The 22,413-nt window shown below is 70.1% G+C and carries 20 protein-coding genes; 8 read left to right on the top strand and 12 right to left on the bottom strand.

Annotated features, from left to right (window positions below):
* Positions 1-292: 292 nt before the first annotated feature.
* The 6 genes from D7X32_RS09510 to D7X32_RS09485 all read right to left on the bottom strand — a co-directional run bounded on the left by D7X32_RS09510 (position 293) and on the right by D7X32_RS09485 (position 8,908).
* Entirely contained in the window at positions 293-3,538 is a 3,246-nt protein-coding gene (locus tag D7X32_RS09510; protein WP_120602194.1) for an ATP-binding protein, read from the bottom strand.
* 27 nt (positions 3,539-3,565) lie between these two features.
* Complete coding sequence (locus tag D7X32_RS09505; RefSeq protein WP_120602210.1) at positions 3,566-4,588, bottom strand: hypothetical protein; 1,023 nt, start codon at positions 4,586-4,588, stop codon at positions 3,566-3,568.
* The gene (locus D7X32_RS09500; protein WP_120602193.1) at positions 4,569-5,780 is read right to left on the bottom strand and encodes an endonuclease domain-containing protein; all 1,212 of its coding nucleotides are present in this window, start codon (positions 5,778-5,780) and stop codon (positions 4,569-4,571) included. Before D7X32_RS09500 ends, D7X32_RS09505 begins: the two co-directional genes overlap by 20 nt.
* Before the next feature lie 143 nt (positions 5,781-5,923).
* Positions 5,924-7,153 carry an MFS transporter gene (locus D7X32_RS09495; protein ID WP_120602192.1) on the bottom strand — a complete coding sequence of 410 codons (1,230 nt, stop codon included), beginning with the start codon at positions 7,151-7,153 and terminating at the stop codon, positions 5,924-5,926.
* Positions 7,143-8,084, bottom strand: coding sequence for an SDR family oxidoreductase (locus D7X32_RS09490; protein ID WP_120602191.1), 942 nt, complete (start codon positions 8,082-8,084; stop codon positions 7,143-7,145). The genes D7X32_RS09495 and D7X32_RS09490 overlap by 11 nt, the downstream gene beginning before the upstream one ends.
* Positions 8,081-8,908, bottom strand: a complete 828-nt coding sequence (locus tag D7X32_RS09485) for a lysophospholipid acyltransferase family protein (protein ID WP_120602190.1) — start codon at positions 8,906-8,908, stop codon at positions 8,081-8,083. The genes D7X32_RS09490 and D7X32_RS09485 overlap by 4 nt, the downstream gene beginning before the upstream one ends.
* A gap of 105 nt (positions 8,909-9,013) precedes the next feature.
* On the opposite strand from D7X32_RS09485, the gene D7X32_RS09480 reads away from it, so the two are divergent.
* Positions 9,014-9,631 carry a hypothetical protein gene (locus D7X32_RS09480; protein WP_120602189.1) on the top strand — a complete coding sequence of 206 codons (618 nt, stop codon included), beginning with the start codon at positions 9,014-9,016 and terminating at the stop codon, positions 9,629-9,631.
* 7 nt (positions 9,632-9,638) lie between these two features.
* Here D7X32_RS09480 and D7X32_RS09475 read toward each other — a convergent pair whose 3' ends face one another.
* Positions 9,639-10,028: a VOC family protein gene (locus D7X32_RS09475; protein ID WP_120602188.1), complete on the bottom strand. Its 390-nt coding sequence runs from the start codon at positions 10,026-10,028 to the stop codon at positions 9,639-9,641.
* 140 nt (positions 10,029-10,168) lie between these two features.
* Positions 10,169-11,863, bottom strand: a complete 1,695-nt coding sequence (locus D7X32_RS09470; RefSeq protein ID WP_120602187.1) for a PA14 domain-containing protein — start codon at positions 11,861-11,863, stop codon at positions 10,169-10,171.
* 155 nt (positions 11,864-12,018) lie between these two features.
* Here D7X32_RS09470 and D7X32_RS09465 point away from each other — a divergent pair, with 155 nt between their 5' ends.
* A complete protein-coding gene (locus D7X32_RS09465; protein WP_120602186.1) occupies positions 12,019-13,692 on the top strand; it encodes a carboxylesterase family protein in 1,674 nt (557 codons plus the stop codon).
* A 283-nt stretch (positions 13,693-13,975) separates the two neighbouring features.
* On the opposite strand, the gene D7X32_RS09455 is transcribed toward D7X32_RS09465, so the two are convergent.
* The 4 genes from D7X32_RS09455 to D7X32_RS09440 form a co-directional block, all read right to left on the bottom strand.
* The gene (locus D7X32_RS09455; protein ID WP_120602185.1) at positions 13,976-14,329 is read right to left on the bottom strand and encodes a hypothetical protein; all 354 of its coding nucleotides are present in this window, start codon (positions 14,327-14,329) and stop codon (positions 13,976-13,978) included.
* A gap of 125 nt (positions 14,330-14,454) precedes the next feature.
* Complete coding sequence (locus D7X32_RS09450) at positions 14,455-15,330, bottom strand: 4-hydroxy-3-methylbut-2-enyl diphosphate reductase (RefSeq protein WP_244238928.1); 876 nt, start codon at positions 15,328-15,330, stop codon at positions 14,455-14,457.
* Between the two features lie 88 nt (positions 15,331-15,418).
* Positions 15,419-17,260 (bottom strand): M56 family metallopeptidase, encoded by a 1,842-nt coding sequence (locus D7X32_RS09445; RefSeq protein WP_120602184.1) that lies wholly within the window; start codon positions 17,258-17,260, stop codon positions 15,419-15,421.
* Positions 17,257-17,643: a BlaI/MecI/CopY family transcriptional regulator gene (locus D7X32_RS09440; RefSeq protein ID WP_120602183.1), complete on the bottom strand. Its 387-nt coding sequence runs from the start codon at positions 17,641-17,643 to the stop codon at positions 17,257-17,259. Before D7X32_RS09440 ends, D7X32_RS09445 begins: the two co-directional genes overlap by 4 nt.
* A 251-nt stretch (positions 17,644-17,894) precedes the next feature.
* Between D7X32_RS09440 and D7X32_RS09435 the strand changes: the two genes are divergently transcribed.
* The 6 genes from D7X32_RS09435 (at position 17,895) to D7X32_RS09415 (ending at position 22,409) form a co-directional block, all read left to right on the top strand.
* On the top strand, positions 17,895-18,974 hold the full coding sequence (locus tag D7X32_RS09435) for an NAD-dependent epimerase/dehydratase family protein (protein ID WP_120602208.1): 1,080 nt from the start codon (positions 17,895-17,897) through the stop codon (positions 18,972-18,974).
* Positions 18,975-19,045: 71 nt separating this feature from the next.
* Positions 19,046-20,185, top strand: coding sequence for a CgeB family protein (locus tag D7X32_RS09430; RefSeq protein ID WP_120602182.1), 1,140 nt, complete (start codon positions 19,046-19,048; stop codon positions 20,183-20,185).
* Positions 20,182-21,276, top strand: a complete 1,095-nt coding sequence (locus D7X32_RS09425; RefSeq protein WP_120602181.1) for a CgeB family protein — start codon at positions 20,182-20,184, stop codon at positions 21,274-21,276. The genes D7X32_RS09430 and D7X32_RS09425 overlap by 4 nt, the downstream gene beginning before the upstream one ends.
* Positions 21,277-21,310: 34 nt before the next feature.
* Positions 21,311-21,541, top strand: coding sequence for a DUF2256 domain-containing protein (locus D7X32_RS47815; RefSeq protein ID WP_369333679.1), 231 nt, complete (start codon positions 21,311-21,313; stop codon positions 21,539-21,541).
* Positions 21,507-21,686 (top strand): DUF3253 domain-containing protein, encoded by a 180-nt coding sequence (locus D7X32_RS46640; RefSeq protein WP_244238927.1) that lies wholly within the window; start codon positions 21,507-21,509, stop codon positions 21,684-21,686. The genes D7X32_RS47815 and D7X32_RS46640 overlap by 35 nt, the downstream gene beginning before the upstream one ends.
* Before the next feature lie 120 nt (positions 21,687-21,806).
* Complete coding sequence (locus tag D7X32_RS09415) at positions 21,807-22,409, top strand: hypothetical protein (protein WP_147450091.1); 603 nt, start codon at positions 21,807-21,809, stop codon at positions 22,407-22,409.
* The last annotated feature ends 4 nt before the right edge of the window (positions 22,410-22,413 follow it).

The following is a 22,413-nucleotide window of genomic DNA, read 5'->3' as shown; positions in this document are numbered from 1 at the left end:
TTGAGTCCCCGGGCTTGTCGGGTGGGGACAGATGGCTGTCCCGAGGTTGGACGGTCGAAGAATCCTCAAGGGGGAGGTATGAACTCCTGCCCTTTCACCGTCCAGCCGACCCGGGACCGTGCCCGGTGACTGGAATTGACCTCAGCACTCGCGGGGAGTGCCGGGCGGAGCACGTTCGGTCCGCCAGTGGTCATCCGCGCAGCCTCGAAGTCGAGGTTGCTTCAGGAGCCATGTCCACGGCCGTGAGTCCACCCGGGCCTGCATGGCTCCCATCCTGGACCCCAGACCGGGCTCACCCCGCGTTGCGGATGCCCTGCTCACCGGAGCGGTGTGCCAGCTGGAGGATCTCCTCCTCCGACAACTGCTCCGTCTTGATGATGTTCCGGTCCGCCTTGAGCTGTTCCACCTGGCCTTCGCGCAGGACGTGGAACTGGCCCGTCTTCTGGGCAGGGAGGCGGACCGATGCGTCCACACGGGCCTCCGCGAACATCGGCTTGAGCTTCCGGAGCGCCGTCTCCTCCTTCACGCGGCCCGCGAACCAGGCGCGCACGTTGTCGCGGCACTTGTAGTCGAGGTCGCCTGGGCTCTGCGTCGCGAGCATCACCCCGACGCCGGCCGAGCGCGCGCGCCGGAGCAGGTTCTCCATGGGCTGCTTCGTGGCGGGGATGCCCACCGCGGGCAGGTAGATGTCCGCCTCGTCGAAGAGGAGCACCGCCTGGAGCTTCGGCGACGGGTGCTGGCTGGCCCAGCGGTTGGCCTCCACCAGGAGCTGTGACACCCAGAACAGCGAGCTGTGCAGTCCGCCCAGGAACTTGGTGCTGATGATGGTGAGCCGCGTCTTGCCCGGCACCTTCGCGGCGCCCAGTCCCAGCAGCTCGTTCATGTCGAGCTTCTCCCCGGTGTTGGAGAGCAGGGACTGCGCGTTGAGCCGCAGCGTCGCCAGGTCCTGCGCCAGCTTGGTGAAGACCTTGTCATCCAGCCCATGCGCCTCCTGGACGAGCGTCATGTCCTGCGCGGCGACGAAGCGCTGGATGAGGTCCAGGGTGATCTCCTTGCCGGACGGACGCTGCACCAGCAGCCGCAGCGCCAGGGCCAGCAGGGCCTTCGCGGCCCTGTCCCTCTGGCTGCTCTTGTACTCCAGCATGGTGGAGAGGGCGTCCGCCGCCTGCTGGAGGATCTGGTCACGCTCCTCGGGCGGGAGCTTGTCGAGTCCTCGGGGCACCACTGGAATCGACAGCGGGCGTCCGTCCGAACGGCCCGGCGTGTAGAGCGCCACATCCACATGCTCACGCAGCAGCTTGCGGCGCTCGAGCATCATCGGGTTGGACAGTTCCTCCCCCCACGACTCCTCGCGCGCGTACGCGGCGAGGTCGCCCTTGCGGTCCACGAGGATGGCGGGGATGCCTTGGAGCAACAGCTGCTCGACCAGGTTCAGCGCGAGCGTCGTCTTGCCGCTGCCGGGACCGCCGAGGAAGGCACTGTGCTGGGTCAGCTCATTCGCCTGGACATGCACGGTGTTGGCGAAGACGCCCTCTGAGACGCCCACGCGCATCTGGCCCTTGGGGCTGTCCTCCTTCGACTTGCTGGCGGAGGCGGTTGATCTATCCGGCTTGACCGGGAGGATCTGGCTGGCCGGCGTCACCTCCCATTCGGACTCGCCGTCGGACACGACGGACTCCTTCACGGCGCCGGGCTTGCTCCCCATGGGCGCAGGAGGCGTGATGGCGACGGGGGCGGACTTCTCCAGGGCCAGCAGGTCCGTGATGCCCTGGAGCCTCGTCACCGGACGGGCCACGCGGCTCCATCCGAGGAACGTGGACTCCACCTGCTGCTTGCGGAAGGCCTGCAACGCGAGCAGCTCCCGCAGGTCGCTGGGCCCCACCACCGCGCGCCGTCCACCCCTGCGCCGCAGCAGGGTGGTCTGTTCCTCCACCAGGGTGCCCAGGGTGCCGGGAAAGTCCGTGGTGCGCACCAGGACCGGCAGCTTCTTGGCCGCGTTCCTGAGGGCTTGGGTCATCTGTTTGCCCAGGGAGCCTCCCTTGGGTGTGTTGTTGCAGAGCGCGACATGAAGTTGTGCGTCGCCGGGCTGGACCGTGACGTCGAGCGAGTCCCCCTCATCGTGGGCTTTCACCTTGAACCGGGCCGCGTCGCCCAGCTCCTCCGCGCTCGCCTTGATGCTCCAGGCGAGCAACGCGGTGATGTCCGAGTCCCCTTCCGGCACCCTTGCCTTGAAGTTGGCCTTGAAGTCCGTCCAGGCCTGATCCAGGTCCGGCGCTGGGGGTGTCTGGGGAGAGACGGTGACTCCCTTGGCGGGGAGCTGCTGCTTGTCCGGCAGGGGGAACGCCGCCGGCAGCTTGCCGTCCTGGATGGCCTGTTCCCGGTAGCGGTGGCAGGCGTTCAGGATGTCGCGCGTCCGCTGGCCGCTCAGCAGCTCGAAGCCCTGGGCCGGAATGGGGTAGGTGGGCTGGGCCGGGTTGAATGCGATCCCCTTCTGTTCGTACAGGGACTTCAGCCGGCGGGCCGCGATGTCCCGCGCCGTCTGCGCGGTGACGTTGAGCTCCAGGTCCACGGGCTCGGGATTTCGCTCGATGCGGTCGATCATCGCGCGGTTGATCCTCGTGCGCGTCGCCGTCCAGAAGTCGGAGAGGCAGCAGACCACCACGATGGCCGAGGGCACCTGGGCCGCCAGCGCGACCAGCGTGCTCATCGCGCGGCGGAAGGAAGGCTCCATCTGGGGCTTCTGCTCGAAGTCGAGCATGTCCTCCACCTGGTCGACGCAGAGGACCAGCGCCTTGCCGAAGATGCCCATGAGCTGGCCCAGCTGGATGAGCATCCGGCTGGGGGACTCCTCGGTGCTTCGCGGGACCAGGTTCCCGATGATGGCCCGGTCCTCGGGCGACATCTCCTCGCAGCGCAGCCATTGGACGATGCGGTGGTGGAAGCGGGCCTCGCGGCGCTGGAGGCAGAGCAGGGCGCGCAGCAGGTTGACGTCGATGTTCCGGAACTCGGGATCCGCGTGCAGGTCGTCCGCGACGGCGCGGATGTTGCCGTGCAGCGACTCGTCGTCCAGCACGTCTTCGTCCGGGATGTGGGCCGCGAAGATGTTCTTGCAGCGCTTGAGCACGGCCTCGGACAGCAGCATCAGCCCCGTGTCGTCGACGTGGCCGTGGTCGTACGGCTTCTCCAGCGAGTCGATGACTTCCGACAGGATGTATCGGTCGTAGTGCGTCACATCAACGGTCATGGGCAGATAGCCGACGTAGCCCTTGCCGCTCTCGTGCACGCTGTTGCGGAAGGCCCGCACCAGATGCGTCTTGCCGCTGCCGGAGTCCCCTTTCAGCAGAAGGATCCTTCCGTCCTCCGGAGGCGTCTGCGCGGTGGCGCGCTTCACGAGCCGCTCGAACGCCGCGCGCGCGGGTGCATTGATGGACGGCACGTCGAACGGATCCCGCTTCCACAGCGTCTGGCCCTGCTGGACGCTGTTGAAGATCTCGGGGCCATCGGACAGGAACGCTTGCAGCCGGGCGTCTTTGGACATGGGGAGGCTCCTGAGAAGGGGTTCCGCTTAGAGGACGACGAAATGGAAGCTGGCGCCGACGGTGCGCACTTCGGATTCGGTGATGTCGCGGGAGTTCATGGCCGCCAGCAGGTCCGCCCGGCCCAGTGACAGGTAATGCGCGCGGTTGGCCGCGAGCAGCGCCTCGTTGAACGCCGGGCGGTCAGACCACTCCGGCTGCAACGCCTTCCACACGTGGGAGATGAAGACCTTGTTGTCACCGAAGCGGCCCGTGGGGGGCACGGCCCCGGCCGCGTCCAGCACCCGCTGGGCGAAAGACGCCGTGTCCGCGGATGGCACCTTGGGTTCTGACTTCAGGGGAGCCTCCGGGGGCTTCTGTCCGGGTGGGGGCGCCTTGTCCGCCCCCGCCAGCACCCATTCCCGCAGCGCCGCCATCCGCACCACCTCCGCGTCCACCCGCGACGCTCCCACCGCGCGGGCGGCCAGCTGCTCCACGCCGCGCTTCGGATCGCTGACCTCCTGCTTCAGCAATTTGCCCAGCAGGTGCGCCTGTACCGCGCGCAGCGAGAACGCCTCGTCCGTCTCCACGCCCAGCTGCCGCCACAACAGCCGGTCGCGCACCTGCGCCAGCGTCGGCGTCTCCGGCCCGTCCACCTTGTGCGCCCGCTTGAGCACCAGCGCCCGCACGCCGTCCGCGTCCGATAACCGCCCCAGCGCGGGCTTGGTGCCCGGCAGGCCCAGGCCCTTCGCCAGCAGGTGCTGCTGCTTCACGCGCTTCCACGTGAGCCCCTTGGGCGAGTCCACCCGCAGGAACTTCAGCGCCTGTTGACGGCCCGGCCCCGTCAGCGCCAGCCCCGAACGGCCCCGGGCCTCCACGAGCTTGCCGTCCAGCAGTCCCGTCAGCAGCGCGTCGAACCGTCCGGTCCATTCACCCCGGCTCCAGCGGTGCTCCACGAAGGCGTGCAGCGTCTTCGCCAGCTCATTGCGCGTGCCGGCCTTCTTCTCCGAGCGCGTCGCCAGCCATGCCAGGGCCAGGCCCTGGAGTCGGGTGTCAGGAGTGTCGGTGTCCATGTCGTGGCTCCCGCCCGTCAGGCTCGCGCCCGCGGGCTTCAATCAACGTGTCGAGGGTGTGGAGGATGTGCTCCAACTGGGACAGCACGTCCGTCGCGAGCAGCCGGTACACCCAGTAGCCCTCGCGCTGCAGGTCCAGGTCCTTGCGCCGGTCGCGGCGGAACCGCTCCGGATCCTGGAAGTGGTGGTAGCCGTCGATCTCCACCGCGATGCGCAGCGAGCGGCACAGCAGGTCCACCTCCCAGGAGCGCTTGTCCTCGGGGTGCAGCCGGACGTTGAGCGCGAAGAGGCCCGCCGTGCCCGGGTGCTCCTCCAGCCGGTCGCGCAGGTATGCCTCCGCCTTGCTTCGCGCCCGGTCCGCGCCCGCCTCGCCCGCGCCCGTCAGCACCGCCAGCGCCACCTCGGCGGCGCTCACCCGCTGCGCCTCCGTCGCGCCCGTGCGCTCCAGCTTCCGGAGCGTCGCCACCGCGCTCGCGGTCTCGGAGGGCTCCACGGGCACCGCCAGCACGCCCTCGCGCACCAGCGCTTTCAGCCGCGTCTCCCCACCCGCCAGGAACGCCGCCAACGCCTCGCTGGACACCCCGCACGCCACCGCGAGCGCCGGCACCGCGCTGCTCAACACGCCCGCCACCTGGAGCCCCCGGAACGCCGGCGCCACCCCCGCGGGCACCCGCACCACCGGCGCCTTTCCGGGCGGCACCAGCGCGTGCAGCGCGCGCAGCCCCGCGCCCAGGTTCTTCGCGAACGCCGTGTGCACCGCGGGGGGCAGGGCGCCCGGCCCCACCGCCTCCCTGCCAATCACCAGCTCCCGGCACAGCGCCCACGTGGCTTCCGGCAACATCGAGGGCGGCGGCAGCGCGTCCAGCAACACGCGCCGCTCATGCGCTGTCTTTCCGCGGAACGCCGGCGTGTGTCTGGGATTCGCCGCCGTCAGGCTGAACGTCGCCAGCGCCTCCGCGTCCTCCCCCAGGTCCCGCGCCGTTGCCAGCGCCCGGGCCCAGTCCAGCGCCGCCGCCCTCGGGTCCTCACCGGAGACCTCCACCACCGCCTGCCCGTGCCTCGCGGCCCACTGGCTCCAGAGCGTCCCCCCCAGGGCCTCGGGTCCCTCCAGCACGCTCAGGGTCGCGATGCCTTCCGCCCGGCGCCGGGCCTGACGGTCCAACGCATCCAGCAGCGCGACTTCACCCGCCAATGGCAAGCCCTACCCCCCGGGAGTGATGGCTTCACCGCCCCCTCGTGAGCAAAAGACTGCTCCCACGGGTCGGGTGAAGACAAGACCCCCAAAAGGGGTATGGGGTTGCGGGGAGACACGGACCCGGGTGGGTCCGAAAGGCTTTACCGCTCCGCGTCGTCCGCTGTTTCCCGATGGAGAAGCACGCTCAAACCCGCCGCCGCGAGCGCTGAAACCATGCCCGTCAGGAAGGGGGCCTGGGTGCTCCACGACGCATACATCCAGCCGCTCGCCACCGGACCGACCGTGCGGGCCAGTCCGCCGCACGACTGCGCCAGACCCAGCACGGCGCCCTGCTGCGAAGGCGAGGCGACCTGCGAGGCCTGGCTCGAAATCAGCGGCTGGAGGAAGCCCGTCCCCACGCCCACCAGCACCACGGAGACCATCATCGGAAGGGCCTGCCACGACACCGCGAGCCCCGCCATGCCGCAGGCCAGGAGGAGGGCTCCGCAGATGAGCAACCGGAACTCACCCGCCGCGCGCGACAGCGGGCCAATCAGCCCGCCCTGGATGACCATCCCCAGCCCGCCCACCACCGCGAACGTGTAGCCCACTTCCTTGGAGCCCCAGCCCAGCCGCGCCTGCACCAGCAGCGCGAACGCCACCTGGAGCGTGGTCATGGCCAGGAACACCGCGAAGAACAACCCCAGCACCATTCCCAACGCCTTGCGCCGGGGCGAGTCCTGCAACGCGGACCACCGCGTCTGGGATTTCGCCGCCACGCGCTTCTCCACCGGGTGTGTCTCCGGCATCGCCAGGAGCGCGCCCACGAAGCCCACCAGCGCCAGGCCTCCCGCGAGCAGCGGCGGCACCCACGGGCCCAGGCCGGAGAACAGGCCGCCCAGCGTGGGCCCCAGCACCATGCCCAGGCCAATGCCCGCGCCAATGCGGCCCATGGCCTTCGCGCGCGTCTCCTTCGTCGTCACGTCCGCGAGCGCCGCCTGACACGCGGCGATGTTCCCGGACGTCGCCCCCGCCAGGATGCGGGACGCGAACAACAACGGCAGCATCCGCTGGTGGCTGGCCAGCGCGAACAGCGCCATCGCCACCGCGTTCGCCAGCAGGCTCAGCAGGATGACCGCGCGCCGCCCGTGCCGGTCCGAGTACCGCCCGAGCAGCGGCGTGGCGAGCAGCTGCGTGAAACTGAAACACCCCAGCAGGATGCCCACCGTGCGCGCCGAGCCGCCCATGGACTGCACGTAGAAGGGCAGCATCGGGATGACGATGCCGAAGCCCACCAGGTCCAGGAACACGGTGAGGAACACCACCGCTTCCACCCGGCGCAACAGGCCCGGCGTGGGCACGGATGCCGCGCCGACGCTGTCAGCCACCATGACCCGCCCGGTCCACCGGCAGCGCGTCCGCGTAGGCGCGCAGGATGCGGCCCTCGTCGAAGGTGTACTGGAAGCCCGTGGCCTCCAGGAAGCGCTTGTTGTCCACCACGATGGGGTAGCGCAGGTGATCCGTTGCGCCCACCGACAAGCGGGGGAAGCCCGCCCGCCCCATCAACACCGAGAAGAGCGGTGACGGCAGCGGCACCGGCGTGCGGCCCGTGCCCCGGATGATGACCGACAGCGGCACCGGCGCGGGCCCCGCGACGTTGAAGATGCCGCGCACCTTCTTCTCCAGCGCCAGCTGCAGCGCCGTCACCACGTCCTCCTCCTGGAGCACGTGGAAGAGCGGGTCGTAACCCAGCACCATGGGCACGCGCTTGCCGCGCAGGAGGTTCGCGAGCGTGCCCGTGCCCGGCGTGCCCAGCGTGTAGACGAGCCGCAGCACCGCGGTGGTGACCTCCGGCATGCGCCACAGCGCCGTGGCCGCGTACAGGTCCGCGGCCACCAGGTCCGCCAGCTCCGGGATGGCCTCCAGCGCGCGCGGGGGCTCGTCCTCCGAGTGGTACAGCGGCGAGTCCGGCGCCGCGCCATAGAACGTGTGCCGGCCCACGAAGAGCACCTGCTTCACGCCGTGCGTCGCGCAGTGGTCGAACAGCGCCTTGGTTCCGTCCAGGTTGATGCGGCCGCGCTCGCCGCCGGGCACGGTGAACGCCGTCACCGTGGCCATGTGCACCACCGCCTCCGGCTTCCAGCGGCGGAAGACGTCCTCGGCGGCGCGCTTGCGCACGTCCACCGGGTGCACCTGGATGTCCTTGGGCGCGTCCCGCCACGGCCGGATGTCGATGCCCGCGACCTCATGGCCGTTGTCGCGCAGCCGCAGCGCCAGCCTGCGCGCGATGCCGCCGGAGATGCCTGGAATCAACACCCTCATGGCAACAGCCTCCGGGTCCGGCGCAGGTTGCGCTCGGCGCGGTTGTCTTCGATGAGCTGCTGGATGCGGGCCTTCACCTGGTCCACATAGCCCTGGATGACGTGGTCCTCCTCGTCGCCCGTGCCCTCGAAGACGAGCGGCTCGCCGTAGTGGATTTCCAGCCCCACTGGCAGCGGCAGCGGCAGCAGGTACGGCGTCAGCGGGATGTACGGCATGCCCAACAGCTTCCCCAGCGCGTAGGCGTTGGTGATGGTGGGGATGGCCGCGCCGCCGCCCAGGAAGGCGAAGGGGATGATGGGCGAGCGCGTCTGGAGCGCCAGCCGGATGAACCCCGTGCCGAAGTCCACCAGCGAGTAGCGATCCGGGTAGAGCTTCGCGGTGCCGCGGGCGCCTTCCGGAAAAATCATCAACAGCCGGTCGTCCTCCAGCAGGCGCACGGCGTGCTCGGGCAGGCCGGTGAACTGGCCGGTGCGGCTGGCCCACAGCGAGGCCACGGGGAACTTGTGGATGAAGCGCTCCACCATGCCCTGCGCGAGCCGGGGTGGATCCATCTCCAGCAGCGTGGAGGTGAGCACCATCATCCCGTCCACCGCGACGCCGCCGGAGTGGTTGCCCACCAGCATGCCCCGGCCCTGCTTGGGGATGTGTTGCACGCCGGTGCAGCGCACCCGGAAGTAGTTCCGGTAGAGGAAGGCGAAGAACTCCAGCGCCAGCTTCAGGTGCTTCTTGGAGATGCCGTAGGGGTCGACACCGTATTCGTTGAAGGGCAGCTGCAACCGCTCCACCCGCTCTGACAGGGACTCGCTCTGTGGCACGGGGCGCACCGTAGCACCGCGCGGAGGCTTTGCACGGGGGGCCCGCGTCCCCCATTGTGCACCCGACGGGCGCCCCTGCCGGAGGCGGGTCATGGCCCCGAGGAGTGACGCGTGATGGCGGGGCAGTCGTGGACGGGAATGCTGGACGGCGTGCTCGCGTGGGCCAGGGCCCTGCCGGAGGGGCTGTCCAACCAGGTCGCGGTGGACGTGGCCGGACGGCGGGTGCGCCTGTCGCACGCGCGGGTGGAGGCGCTGTCGCGTGGCGTGCTGGGCCGCGTGAAGGGCTTCACGCTGCGCTCCTGGGACAGCGCCGCCGCCGTGTACGACCTGCGGCTGGACGTGCGGGGCTGGAAGCTGCGGGTGGAGACGACCCCCCAGCGCGTGGAGCTGGCCCAGGGGCGCTACACGCTGTGGCTGGCCACGCCGGGCCGGGTGGAGCTGGAGGAGTCCCCCGGCGCGTCGTCGCTGCTGATGGGCGCGCTGCGCACGGGCGCGGGGAGGGCCGCGCTCCAGGCCCTGGCGCGCAAGCTGCTGCCGCCGGGGCTGGCCTGGGACGGACAGGTGCTCCGGGTGGAGGGGAGGTTGCCGAAGGAAGGCGCGCTGGCGGCCCGCCTCTTCGAGTCCTCCTCCCTGCGGATGACCGCGGTGCACGCGCCGGAGGGGCTGTGGCTGTCCGCGGAGGAGTGGCCGGGGCTGTTGGACCTGCTCCAGGCCGCGCTGGGCCCGGGGTAGGGCGCCTTCAGCGGCCCTCGCCGTCCCACACGTTGGCGCGGCCCTCCAGGGGACCGCGCTGCGGGCGGACGATGCAGAAGCGCTGCCCGGTGGGGGCCTCCACCACCCACCAGCGCTTCACGTAGGCGATGCGCTTCGCGCCCAGCGCCTCCAGCCGCTCCAGCTCCGCGTCCAGGTCGTCCGCCTCGATGTCCAGGTGGATGCGGCTGTCGTGCTCTACCTGCTGGATGAGGAGCATGGGCTCCTCGGGCTTCGCCACCAGCTCGCGGTAGGTGGGGGAGTCCTCGTCCACGGGGGCCAGTTTTCGTCCCAGCGCCGCGCTCCAGAACCGCGCGGCGGCGTCGAGGTCTCCGACCTTGCAGTCGATGACGAACGTGCTGAGTCGGCTGTGGTGCATGGCTTGCTCCTGAGGGGCCGGGCAGGGGGTAAGCCCGTTGAGGGGGGAGCCTGGGATACACCGAAAAGCAGGTGGAAGGTACGACGGAGTGAAGGGGGCGGGATGGGCAGCGCACGCCATTCCGCCCCGGGACGGAAAGCCTACTGCCCGCTCATGCCCGGGCCCGGCTTCCAGACCTTCACGTAGTCGATGGACGCGGTCCAAGCGGTGGCGCCCGTGGCGTTCGCGTCGCCGTACCAGAACGCGGAGGCCGAGCCGTTGATGGCCCAGGTGGAGGCGACGAAGTTCGCCATGCCCACCAGCATCCGCTTGGGGTCCGGGTTGTTGGAGAACGCGGCCGGCAGCGGAATCTCCCGGATGGCGTTGGTCGCCGGGTCGCCAATCCACATGCGGATGTCATTGCCCACGCGGCGCGCGGTGTAGACCCACTGCTTGCCATTCCTGCGGTCCACGGTGGGCCGGATCTCGGACTGCTTGTTGTCCGGATCCCAGTGCCAGGTGGTCATGACGTTCGTGCCGTCGTTGTTGGGCAGCTCGACGATGTCCAGCTCCGGCGGCCATGGCGTCCCGCCCCAGCTCTCCGCGATGGGCCACATGAGGAAGTACATGCCCGTGCCCACGCCCGGCGGCAGGTCCGCCTTGAACGACACCTGGTAGTCCGCGTACCCGGGATGCGCGGGCCGGGAGCCCGCCGCGTCCCACCACGTGCCCTGGTCCAGGTAGCAGCCGTCCCAGATGCCGGAGCCGTCATTGCGCTTCCGGGCGCGCATCTCCAGGTAGCCGTTGGCCGTCACGCACTGGCTCTGCGTGTTCATCACCATGACCGTGTGGATGAGCGGCACGTTCGTCTGCCATTGCTTCCACTTGTTCCAGTCCAGCGAGTTGAAGTCATCCTGGAGGTCCAGCACCCAGCCGGAAGGCGGCGTGGGAACGCCCCCCACGCCGGGCGTGCTCCCGGACTGCAACGTCCAGCCCACCTGGGCGGACGCGTCACCGGCGGCCTCGTAGTACTCCACCTTCACGCGGTGCGTGCCGGCCGTGAGCATGACGTCACCGGTCCGCGCCGTCGCGCCGTGGTCGCTCCAGTGGTCCACGACGAGCGCCCCGTCGACGAAGATGCGGCTGCCGTCGTCGGACGTCGTGGAGAAGCGGTACGTGCCCGCGGTGGCGAAGTTCCAGTCGCCTTCCCAGCGGACGCTGAAGTCATCCACGCCCACGCCCGTGCCGGGGCTCCCCGTCCCCCAGGCGAACTGGATGGCGGCGTCCTGGCGCTGGAAGGCCCGGGTCGTCAGGTTCCGGTCGCTGAAGTACGTGCCCCGGAAGGCGCCGGCAGGGATGGGCAGCTCGCCGGTGCCGGGGGCGCCGCCCAGGAGGTTCACCTCCTGCACCCACGAACCGCTCGTGTTCGTGCGGTAGCGCACGTAGACGAAGCGCGCGTTCGTGTCCGGAATGTCGCAGCCCTGCCACTGGATGACGCCGCCGTCGAGGTCGCAGTCGTACCAGCCCGTCTGGGACCAGTTCGCGTCGAAGAGCTGGACGTGGAAACGGTAGGCCTGGTCGCCGTAACTCCACACCTCCCGCACCTGTTTCAACGTCCCCAGGTCGTAGCCGACAGAGGCGTTATCGCCCGCGCCCCAAGCGCCCGAGGCGTCGTCGCCGTCGTTCACCTGCCAGGCGTAGTTGAAGCCGCTGTCGTCGATGAGGGTCACGGCCAGCTCACCGGCGACCGCGCCGCGAGCGACACGAACGGGCGTGTCGGGCGCGGGCTCGGGAACCTCACACGCCGACAGGAAGACGAAGGGGATGACGAGACACCGTCCGAAACGCTGAAGCATGGCTGCCTCCAACAAACATGGGGAGCCCGCCACGTGACGCCGGCGCTCCGGCCGCGACAACACATTTTTCAGCTAATGTTATTTATTCTGCTTAATCTTGTTTGATGCCTCTCGGGTTCCGGAAGAGAGGTGTCACTCCTGGAGGAGTCATCCCGATGAAACAAGGTCCCTGGAACACGCTTGGGCCGGTGGTGTTGGCCCTGGCGCTGAGTGGCTGCGCGGACCCGGGGGAGGACGGCCTGTCGGCGGCGTCCACCCAGACGCTGCCGCTGGCCGCCAGCGTGAAGGTCCCCATCACCGCGTCCATGGTGCAGGTGGACGCTGTACGCCCGGCGATTGGCGCCTACGCGTCGCTGTATGACGAACAGGCGGCCATCGGGGACCCTCGCGCGGGGACCGGGGCGAAGCCCACCACGACGTGGGGCAACGCCGTCTACAACGCCAGCGCGTACCCCATGGGCTTCGTCATCGACCTGGGGCAGGCGTACCAGGTGACGGAGGTGGGCTTCTTCGACACGTACGACACGGGCGACGTGCACTTCGACATCGGCTCGCCCGGTGCGTGGGCGTCCGTGGGGACGTTCAGCTCGTCGCTGTGGGAGCGCTGGCTGCTCATCCCCGTGAACCAGCCCACGCGCTACCTCCACGTCACGCGCACGCTGTACGCGGGCCTCAACGAGCTGGTCATCTACGGCAGCCCGGTGGACCCTGGCGCGAACCAGCCCCCCGTCGTCTCCGCGGGCGCGGACCAGACCGTGGCCCTGCCCGTGTCCACGGCGACGCTGACCGGTGCGGCGAGCGACCCGGACGGAACGGTGGCCTCCCGGCAGTGGACGCAGGTGTCCGGGCCCAATACGGCGACGCTCGCGAACGCTGGCGCGCTCACGGCCACGGCTTCGGGGCTGGTGCAGGGGACGTATGAATTCCAGCTCACCGTGACGGACGACGACGGCGCCAGCGCCTTCGCGCGGACGAAGGTGACGGTGAACCCGGCGCAGACGGGACGGGGCACCACGACGGAGGTCTACAAGTCCGCCTCCACGCCGGGCGGCTATGGCTACGTCGTCTACCTGCCGTCTGGCTACACCGCCGGCTCGAACTGGCCCGTCGTCTTCTTCCTGCACGGCATGGATCAGCGGGGCAATGGCGGCAGCTCGGAGCTCAAGAAGGTCCGCGAGCTGGGCCCGCAGAACTACATCGACACGAAGGGGAAGGACTATCCCTTCATCCTCGTCTCACCGCAGGCGGACACCGGCAGCACCTGGAGCCCGTATGAAGCGCAGTACAAACTCAACCCGTTCGTCGACCACATCCTGGCGACGTACAAGGTGGACCGGCGCCGGGTCTACATGACGGGGCTGAGCCTGGGCGGAGGCGGTTCGTTCTCCTATGCGTCCGTCTATCCATCCAAGCTCGCGGGCATCGTCGCCGTCTGCCCGACGTCCTGGCTCCTGTCCGAGAGCTACGGCGTCGCGCACGGGATGATCGCCGCGAACCTCCCCATCTGGGCGGCACATGCCACCAACGACGGCACGTATTCCATTGACGCGACCGTCAGCTGGGTGGACCAGTTCGGGGTGGCGATGGGCGCGACGGGCGGGGTGATGTCCACGTACGTCGACCTGGACAAGACCCAGACGGCCTTCTTCCGTCCGGCGACCGGGAAGTGGGAGTGGAGCTCCGGCCAGACGGCGACCGACGCCACCGGGGCGGGCCCGGCGCGTCCAGTGCTCTTCACGGTCTACGACTCGGGAGGCCACGCCATCTGGAACAGCGTGTACGAGGACCCGAAGGTCTTCGACTGGCTGCTCGCGCAGCAACGCCCCTGATGCGGCACCACGGGAGCCCCTGACACACCGGGGCTCCCGTCTTGCGTGAGGTCAGTTGGGCTTCGCGAGGAGCTTGTCCAGCGCCGCGTAGCTCTGGTTGAGACCCTGCTCCATGCCGGCACCGACCATGCCCTGGAGGTCCTCCACGGTGTGGAACAGCGTCACGTTGACGAGCTTCGTGCGGCTAAAGAGTGAACCCAGGGTTCAGGGTTAGGCCCTGGGGCTTCCTACGCCAAGGCCCCGCCTGACCGTGCATCCGGTCGGGCGGGGTCCTGGCTGGGAGTTATTGGAGCTCGCAGAACTGGCAGACCGGCCCGATGAGCTTCCAGGCCGTACAGGTGCCGCCCGGGGGGCAGCAGCGCTTGTACTTGGTGCCGGGCAATCCATAGCCGCTGTTGGTGGTGCCCGGATCCCCGTTCCCCGCGGTGTTCGAACAGGGCGTACCGCACGCGGCCTGCCAGGTGACCATCGACTGCATCTGCGAGGAGGGACAGTTGGGATCCGTGCCGATCTCCTGCTCCACCTGGGCCTCGCCGCTGGGGAGCACGGCCTCGTCGGCCCCGGTGGAAGGGCCACAGGCGGTGACAATGCCCAGGGTGAGGCTCATCAGGAACCACGCTCGAACCATGCTTCGCATGCGCAACGCTCCAGTCGGTGCAAGGCGGCAATGCCTTGCACCAACGGATTCCGGCATGGCTGTGTTGAGATGACAAGCCGGCTTGACAGGCGTTTCCCTGAGGGAAATCCACTACCTCGCGCTGGCTACTTGCGCTGCTTCGACATCGAGCGGACGAAGACGGAGTCGATGCCATGAATGCGCAGGGACACGAAGTCTTCCGCGGTGGCGTTCGTGTAGCCCAGGCTCCGCATCTCCTTCACGAAGGCGGACGTGACGCCGTGGATGCGCATGGACACCAGGTCGTCCGCGCTCAGCTCCGGGAAGCCCAGGCCGCGCATCTCGCGGATGAAGTCTGGCGTCACGCCGTGGATGCTCATGGACAGGAGCGAGTCGAGGGGCAGGCCCTTGAACCCCAGCGCGGCCAGACCCTGGATGCGCTCCGGCGTGACGTTGTGGATGCGGCAGTCCACCAGCTGCTGCAACGTCAGCTTGGGGTAGCCCTCGGCCGCCATCGCGCGGACGTATTCCGGGGTGACATTGAAGGTGCCCACCTGGACCAGCTCCTCCACGGTGGTCACCTTCTGGCCCACGGCCGCGAGCGCCTTTACGCGTTGCGGGCCCACGTTGACGCTGGCCAGGAGGAACTGCTCGTCCGCGTCCGGCTTGGGAATGCCCAGCTCCGCCAGCTTCTTCGCGTAGCTGGCGTCCGGGCTGAAGCGCCAGGTGCCCACGCCCTGCCCGTCGTTGAAGCGGCCCTCGAAGTCGAACGTCCCCGCCTCACGCACCAGCTTGAAGGGGGCGCTGCTTCCGTCCGCGGTGGACAGCCCCTGGAAGTCCGCGACCGGCACGGAGAAGCCATGGTGCGAATCGGGACGGTCCTTCGGCTGCAACGACAACTGCAACTGCTGCTCCTTCACGAACGCGCCCCAGGTGCCGGTGCGCTGCGCATCGGCGGCGAGGACGGGGAGGGCGAGGAACATCACGACCAGGGTGGGCCATGGAGACAGGCGCGACGTCATGACGGCGACTCCTTTTTCGGCAAGGCGCGGCCCACTCGCGCGCTCGGGTGGGAGCGCGCGGCGGACCGCATGGGAGAGGAGAGGGGGATTACTTCCGGGGCTTCTGCATGCGGCGGATGAAGTCCGCGTCCACGCCGCCGGTGCGCAGGCGCACCAGCTCATCCACGGTGGCGGGCTTCACGCCCGCGGACTCCAGCTCGCGCAGGTAGCTGGAGTCGACGCCCAGCGCGCGCAGCTGCACGGCCTCATCCAGGTCCAGGTTCCCGAAGCCCGAAGTCTTCAGGTCATTGAGCCACGCGGCGTCGATGCCCAGCGCCTTCGCGGCCAGCAGGTCCTCGGAGTCTTCCTTCGCGAAGCCCAGCGCGGCCATCTGCCCCAGCCACTCGGGCGTGACGCCCAGGTGCTTCATGGCCACCAGCTGCTCGGCGGGGATGGACCGGCCGAAGCGGTCCGCCAGGGACTTCACGTACTCCGGCGTGATGCCGGCGTGCTGGAAGCCCACCAGCGTGTCCACCGTGGGCTCGTAGCCCATGGCGCTGATGCGATCGACGACCTCCGGCGTGACGCCCGCGATCTTCAGCGCGACGAGCTGATCCACGCTCAGCGGATCCACGCCCACGCGGGTCTTCTCATCGGCATCCTCGGCCGCCTTCCTCGCCGCGCGCGCTTTTGCCTTGTCTGAGGGCGCGGGGTTCGGAGCCGGCGCGACAACCGGCGCGGGCACCGGCGTGGGCGCAGGGGCCGCCGCGACGGCCGCGGGCGGCATGTCCTTGGCGACGGCGGGCGGCGTCGCCACGGCGGCCGCGAGCGACGTGGACGCGGGGGCGGCGACGGACGCCGGCATCGAAGCGGGAGCCGCCGGCGCCTTCACGGGCTGCACGGCGAGCGCCGTCAGCGGCACCGCCAGGGCGAGGCTGCTGATCAGCATGGCGATGGAGATCCCCGCTGCCCAGTGCGAGGAGCACCGCGACGTGGGCGCCACCACCAGCCGCCGCACGCGGTCCTTCAGCGAACCGCCCAGCGCGGACAGCGCGGGACCGCTGGCGTCCATGCCCTGCAACCGCAGCGCCTCCAGGGCGGTGAGCGCGCGGGCATAGGGGAGGGCGCCAGGGCCCTGCCGCACCGCGAGGTCGTCACAGCAGTTCTCCCGCTCCACGCGGATGACCTGGGACATCCACCACACGGCCGGGTGGTAGAAGAGGAGCGTCTCCACCAGCGTCTGCACCACGTTCACCGCGAAGTCGTGACGGCGGATGTGGGCCAGCTCGTGGGCCAGCACCAGCTCCAGTTCGCGCACGGCCAGTCCGGTGAGGGTGGCGGTGGGGACCAGCACCACGGGCTTCAGCCAGCCCAGCGTGGACGGCACATCCAGCTTCGACGACACCAGCAGGCGCACCGGACGCGTGAGGTTCAGCCGCCGCGCCAGCACCTCCAGCCGCTGCTGCCATTCCCAGGACGCGTGCACCGCCTCGTCCACCTGGCGGCGCAACCCCACCCAACCCTTGAGCAGGCGCAGCGACGACGCCGCCACGCCCAGGCCCCACGCCAGCACCAGCCAGGGCAGGTGTTCGCCCACCTGCTGGAGCAGCACGTCCATGCGGGGCAGCGACGCGGTTCCCGTCATGTGACGCGACGGGGTCGGCTCCACGCGCGGGAGGGACACCGGGTGCTGGGGAGGTGTCACGGTCCGCTGGACGGACGCCGTGCGCACCGGGCGGGCCTCCACCGCGCGCGAGGCATGCCGCCACGCGGTGGCCACCGGCAGCGCCAGCATGATGCCCAGCGCGCCGCACGCCAGCGCGTAGCGCAGGTTCGCCGAACGCCGGCCCACCCACCGCAGCGCCAGCGCCAGGGCCACCGCCACGAGCGCGCCCTGCCACAGCAGATGCACGAGCGCCCAACCCACCGCTTCCAGGATGAGACCGTTCATGACTCCGACTCCTTCTCGAGCGAATCCAGCAGCTGGCGCAGCTCCGCCAACTCCTCGGGGGATGTCTTCTTCGTGGACAGGGCCTGCAGGGCGAGCCGCGCCGGGGAGCCGCCGAACACGCGGTCCACCAGGTCGGTGACCAGCTGCTGCTGGGTGCTCTCCCGGGGGAGCCGGGCGCTGTAGACGTGCGCGCGCTGGGACTCGTCGCGCGTCACCAGCCCCTTCTCCGTCATGATCTGCATCGTCTTCAGGACGGTGGTGTAACCCCCCCCGTCCTGGAGCGTTTCATGGACCTCGCGCACCGTGCGCGCCCCCCGGTCCCACAGCACCCGCAGGATGGCCAGCTCGGCATCCGTGGGTCGCGGCAGCTTTCCTCGGCTCATGGCTTCCTCTCTCCTCACCGCTTCCTACGCATAGTTATACGAATGATTTCGTAGGTGTCAACGAAGCCTTTCGTAGTTCCAGGGCAAGGAGCCCCGCGGGAAGGGCTGGCCGTCGGGCGCCTCACACCCCGGGGGCTGGCGCGGGCACGCATCCAGGCAAGCCATCCGGGAGGGGTGCCCCGGACGGTGGGGTGTTTACCGTTTCACCGGACGGGCCAATGGGCGCGCGTGGGCGCGGCCAGGGGGTGCGCATGGGCCGCAAACACATCCTCATCCTCGGGGGCGCGGGCTTCATCGGCTCCAACGTGGCGGACCATTATCTGCAAGAGGGGCGGACGGTGCGGGTGCTCGACAACGTGTCGCGCCCCGGGGTGGAGCGGAACCTGCGCTGGCTGCGCGAGCGCCACGGCGAGCGCCTGCGCATCGAGGTGGCGGACACGCGCGACCTGCTCGCGGTGCGCCGGGCCGTGCGCGACGCGAGCGAGGTGTTCCACTTCGCCGCGCAGGTGGTGGCGACGCAAAGCCGCCAGTCCCCGTTCCACGACTTCGACGTCAACGCGCGCGGCACGCTCCACGTCCTGGAGGCGCTGCGGGAGCTGGAGACGCCCCCGCCGCTCGTCTTCACCTCCACGAGCAAGGTGTATGGCGGGCTGAAGGGGCTGGAGCTCGCGGTCCGGGACCAGCGCTACGCGCCGATGGACGACCGCACGCTCGCGCACGGCATCAGTGAGGCGTGCCCGCTCGACTTCGAGAGCCCCTACGGGTGTTCCAAGGGGGCGGCGGATCAGTACGTGCTGGACTACGCGCGGACCTTCGGCCTGCCGGCGGTGGTGTTCCGGATGAGCAGCATCTACGGGCCCCGGCAGTCCGGCACGGAGGACCAGGCCTGGGTGGCGCACCTCCTCCAGCGGGCGTTGGACGGCGAGCCGCTCACGTTCTACGGCGACGGCATGCAGGTGCGCGACCTCCTCTACGTGGAGGACCTGGTGCGCGCCTTCTGGCTGGCCCAGCAGGCCATGCCGCGCATCCAGGGCCGGGCCTTCAACATCGGCGGAGGGCCGGGCCAGACCGTGAGCCTGCTGGAGCTGCTGGCGCTCATCCAACGCCGCACGGGCCACGGGCCTCGCGTCGCCTTCGAGGACTGGCGCACGGGCGACCCGCGCTACTACGTCTCCGACACGCGCGCCTTCACGCGAGCCACCGGGTGGATGCCCCGGGTGGGCGTGGTGGAGGGCGTGGCGCGGTTGGGAAGCTGGCTGGAGGCACAGCAAGGAGCGCGGCAGGCCGTGGGACGGGGGGAGTCGCTTGAGTCCGCCGACGGCCCGCCCTGATGCCTCGCTCACCCTCACGTCCGGCCGAACGTCACCTGTCCTGACAAACCCACCGAGGAGTCTGTCCACCCATGCGTGTCATCCTCTTCTGCCACTCCCTGCTGTCGGACTGGAACCACGGCAACGCCCACTTCCTGCGCGGCGTGATGACGGAGTTGTCCGAGCGCGGCCACACCGTGCGCGTGCTCGAACCCGCGGACGCCGGGAGCTTCCAGAACCTCCTGGAGGAACCCCACGGCCTGGCCGTGCTCAACGAGCTCCGCGCGTTCTACCCGCGCTTGCGTCCGGAGCGTTACGCGCCCGACGCGCTGGACCTGGAGGCCGTGCTCGATGGCGCGGACCTGGTGCTGGTGCACGACTGGACCTCGCCGGAGCTGGTGCGCCGCCTGGGTGAGCACCGCCGCGACGGGGGCCGCTTCCGCCTGCTCTTCCACGACACCCACCACCGGGCCGCGAGCGCTCCCGACGAGCAGGCCCGCTACGACCTGTCCCAGTACGACGGAGTGCTCGCCTTCGGCACCGTGCTCCGGGACCTCTACCGGAAGCGGGGCTGGGCGAAGCGCGCTTGGACCTGGCACGAAGCCGCCGACGTGCGCGTGTTCCACCCGCACCCGCGCAACCGCGAGGTGCGGGACCTGGTCTGGATTGGCAACGGGGGCGACGACGCGCGCACCAAGGCGCTGCACGACTTCCTGCTGGAGCCCGTGCACACGCTGGGGCTGACGGCACGGGTGCATGGCGTGCGCTACCCGGCCCCGGCCCTGCGTGCCCTCTTCGATGCCGGCATCGAGTACGCCGGCTGGCTACCGAGTCACCGCGTGCCGCTGGCCTACTCCCAGGCCCGTGTCACCGTGCACATCCCCCGGCGGCCCTACGCCACCCTGCTGCCTGGCATCCCCACCCACCGCCCCTTCGAGGCGCTGGCGTGCGGCATCCCGCTGGTGTCCGCGCCCTGGGAGGACACGGACGGACTCTTCACGCCGGGCCGGGACTTCCTCGTCGCCCGCGATGGGGCGGAGATGCGGCGCCACCTGTCCGCGCTCGTCGCGGACGCGGAGCTGCGGCACACCTTCGCGGAGGCCGGGCTGCGCACGATACTGTCGCGGCACACCTGCGCGCACCGCGTGGAGGAGCTGCTGGGCATCTGTCAGACGCTGGGGCTGCCCGCCGACGTCCTCCATCCGTTGTCCTCCGAAAGAGTCCACGCATGAGCCACGGCCTGCGCATCGCCTTCTTTGGTTCGAGCCTGGTGTCCGCCTGGTGGAACGGCGCGGCCACCTACTACCGGGGTCTCATCCGCGCCCTGCATGCGCGTGGACACCACGTCACCTTCTATGAACCGGACGCCCACGGCCGGCAGGAGCACCGCGACCTCCAGGACCCGGACTGGGTCCGCGTCGTCGTCTCCGCGAACGACCGCGGCTCGCTGGATGCGTGCCTGGACGACGCCTTTGGCGCGGACGTGGTGGTGAAGGCCAGCGGCGTGGGCACCTTCGACGCGTACCTGGAGGCGCGAGTGCTGGAGCTGCGCCGCTCCGGCACCCAGGTGGTCTTCTGGGACGTGGACGCGCCCGCCACGCTGGAGCGCGTGGCGAAGGACGCCAACGACCTCTTCCGTCCGCTCATCCCGCGCTACGACCACATCTTCACGAACGGCGGCGGCGCGCCGGTGGTGAACGCGTACCGCGAGCTGGGCGCGAGGCGGTGCGTGCCCATCTTCAACGCGGTGGATCCGGACACGCACCACCCGGTGGCTCCGGAGCCGCGCTTCGCCGGGGACCTGGCATTCCTGGGCAACCGGCTGCCGGACCGCGAGGCGCGCATGGATGCCTTCTTCCTCAAGACCGCGGAGGCGCTGCCCCGCTCGCGCATGCTCCTGGGGGGCGGTGGCTGGGAGGACCGCGTCGTGCCGGCCAACGTCGTGCGCCTGGGACACGTCTACACGCAGGACCACAACGCGCTGAACAGCTCGGTGCGCGCGGTGCTCAACCTCCACCGCGACAGCTCGGCGCGCTTCGGCTTCTCGCCGGCCACTCGCGTGTTCGAGGCCGCGGGCGCGGGCGCCTGCCTCATCACCGACGCCTTCGAGGGCGTGGAGCAGTTCCTGGAGCCCGGCCGCGAGGTGCTGGTGGCCCACTCCAGTGAAGAGGTCGTCGAGCACGTGAAGCGCCTCACGCCAGAGGACGCCCGGCGCATGGGACAGGCCGCGCTCCGGCGCGTGCTGGCCGAGCACACGTACGCGCAACGGGCGGCGCAGGTGGAGGCGGAGCTGGGCTACCGCGCTGACGCCGGCCGGGGTTGAAACCCGGTACCGAGAGACGCATCGATGGGAGTGCATGACCTCCCCTCCTCCTCCCAAGCCCTGCGCCGTCTGCGGCCGGGCCATCACCTGGCGCCGGAAGTGGGCGCGCGACTGGGAACAGGTGCGTTACTGCTCGGACGCCGTGCCGGGGGAAGCGGACCGGCGCGCGGGATTCCCCGTGGGAGGCGCGCATCCTGGAGCTGCTCTCCCAGCGGGCAGGCGGCGCCACCGTGTGTCCTTCGGAGGTCGCCCGGGCCTCCGGTGACGAGGACTGGCGCGCGTTGATGGAGCCCGTGCGCGAGGCGGCGCGCAGGCTCGTCGCGCGCGGCGTGCTGGACATCGTCCAGGGGGGCCGGGTGGTGGATCCGTCCACGGCGCGCGGGCCCATCCGGCTGCGCCTGCGCGCTTGACGTCCCGGGGTGTGGCGCCCTGCACAGGCCGTTCACGCGCGGTGGAATCGCGCTTGCGCGCACATGGAGGGTCCGGCTACGCGCTCATCGTCTTGATCCCAAGCTGACTCCGAGGCCGCCATGAACTGGAAGCGTTCGCGGTATCCCGCCTGTGTTGTTGCCGGCGTGCTGATGGTGGGCTGTGGGGGACTTCCCCCCGAGGAAGCGGAGGCCTTCGCCACGTCGAGCGCGAGCCTCACGGACGTGAACGCGGTGCGCCCGAACGCGGCGGTGGCGCGCGCTGGCGTGCGCGGCGTTCCAGACGACGTGAACCTGGTCAACGACGTGAAGGACACCGTGCAGCCGGACTTCGACGCGACGTACATCGAGGGCAACGGCTCCAGCAGCTCCGTCGACTTCAGCTATCCGGCCATCGCCACGGGTGACGTGCTGGTGACGAGCGTCAACGTGAAGTACTTCATGCGCAACGCCAGCTGCACCGCGCCGCTCATCTGCGGCCAGGGCGGCAGCATGCTCCTGCGCGGCAACACCGTCATCGCCTGGTCCACGGTGACCCACAACCTGCCGGACATGACGCAGGGCTGGTATCTCTTCAACGACACCTACACCCTGTCCCCGCCCGTGCCGCTGTCGCAGCTGCGCACCCGCGTCACGATGACGTGGCCCGGGCGCTCCACCTATGGCATGCGGCTGTCCACGGTGGCGGCGGACTTCCGCTACTAGGAGA

Source organism: Corallococcus carmarthensis (genome assembly GCF_003611695.1).
GTDB lineage: Bacteria > Myxococcota > Myxococcia > Myxococcales > Myxococcaceae > Corallococcus > Corallococcus carmarthensis.
The sequence above is the reverse complement of the archived record's forward strand: the minus strand, read 5'-3'. Positions and strand labels throughout refer to the sequence as shown.

Bases quoted from the DNA above. Each gene is read 5' to 3' on its own strand.
- D7X32_RS09425 (WP_120602181.1), top strand. From the start codon at position 20,182: ATGAGCCACGGCCTGCGCATCGCCTTCTTTGGTTCGAGCCTGGTGTCC.
- D7X32_RS09465 (WP_120602186.1), top strand. From the start codon at position 12,019: ATGAAACAAGGTCCCTGGAACACGCTTGGGCCGGTGGTGTTGGCCCTG.
- D7X32_RS09430 (WP_120602182.1), top strand. From the start codon at position 19,046: ATGCGTGTCATCCTCTTCTGCCACTCCCTGCTGTCGGACTGGAACCAC.
- D7X32_RS09455 (WP_120602185.1), bottom strand. From the start codon at position 14,329: ATGCGAAGCATGGTTCGAGCGTGGTTCCTGATGAGCCTCACCCTGGGC.
- D7X32_RS09510 (WP_120602194.1), bottom strand. From the start codon at position 3,538: ATGTCCAAAGACGCCCGGCTGCAAGCGTTCCTGTCCGATGGCCCCGAG.
- D7X32_RS09450 (WP_244238928.1), bottom strand. From the start codon at position 15,330: ATGACGTCGCGCCTGTCTCCATGGCCCACCCTGGTCGTGATGTTCCTC.
- D7X32_RS09475 (WP_120602188.1), bottom strand. From the start codon at position 10,028: ATGCACCACAGCCGACTCAGCACGTTCGTCATCGACTGCAAGGTCGGA.
- D7X32_RS09490 (WP_120602191.1), bottom strand. From the start codon at position 8,084: ATGAGGGTGTTGATTCCAGGCATCTCCGGCGGCATCGCGCGCAGGCTG.
- D7X32_RS09440 (WP_120602183.1), bottom strand. From the start codon at position 17,643: ATGAGCCGAGGAAAGCTGCCGCGACCCACGGATGCCGAGCTGGCCATC.
- D7X32_RS09480 (WP_120602189.1), top strand. From the start codon at position 9,014: ATGGCGGGGCAGTCGTGGACGGGAATGCTGGACGGCGTGCTCGCGTGG.
- D7X32_RS09470 (WP_120602187.1), bottom strand. From the start codon at position 11,863: ATGCTTCAGCGTTTCGGACGGTGTCTCGTCATCCCCTTCGTCTTCCTG.
- D7X32_RS09445 (WP_120602184.1), bottom strand. From the start codon at position 17,260: ATGAACGGTCTCATCCTGGAAGCGGTGGGTTGGGCGCTCGTGCATCTG.
- D7X32_RS47815 (WP_369333679.1), top strand. From the start codon at position 21,311: ATGACCTCCCCTCCTCCTCCCAAGCCCTGCGCCGTCTGCGGCCGGGCC.
- D7X32_RS09505 (WP_120602210.1), bottom strand. From the start codon at position 4,588: ATGGACACCGACACTCCTGACACCCGACTCCAGGGCCTGGCCCTGGCA.
- D7X32_RS09435 (WP_120602208.1), top strand. From the start codon at position 17,895: ATGGGCCGCAAACACATCCTCATCCTCGGGGGCGCGGGCTTCATCGGC.
- D7X32_RS09495 (WP_120602192.1), bottom strand. From the start codon at position 7,153: ATGGTGGCTGACAGCGTCGGCGCGGCATCCGTGCCCACGCCGGGCCTG.
- D7X32_RS09415 (WP_147450091.1), top strand. From the start codon at position 21,807: ATGAACTGGAAGCGTTCGCGGTATCCCGCCTGTGTTGTTGCCGGCGTG.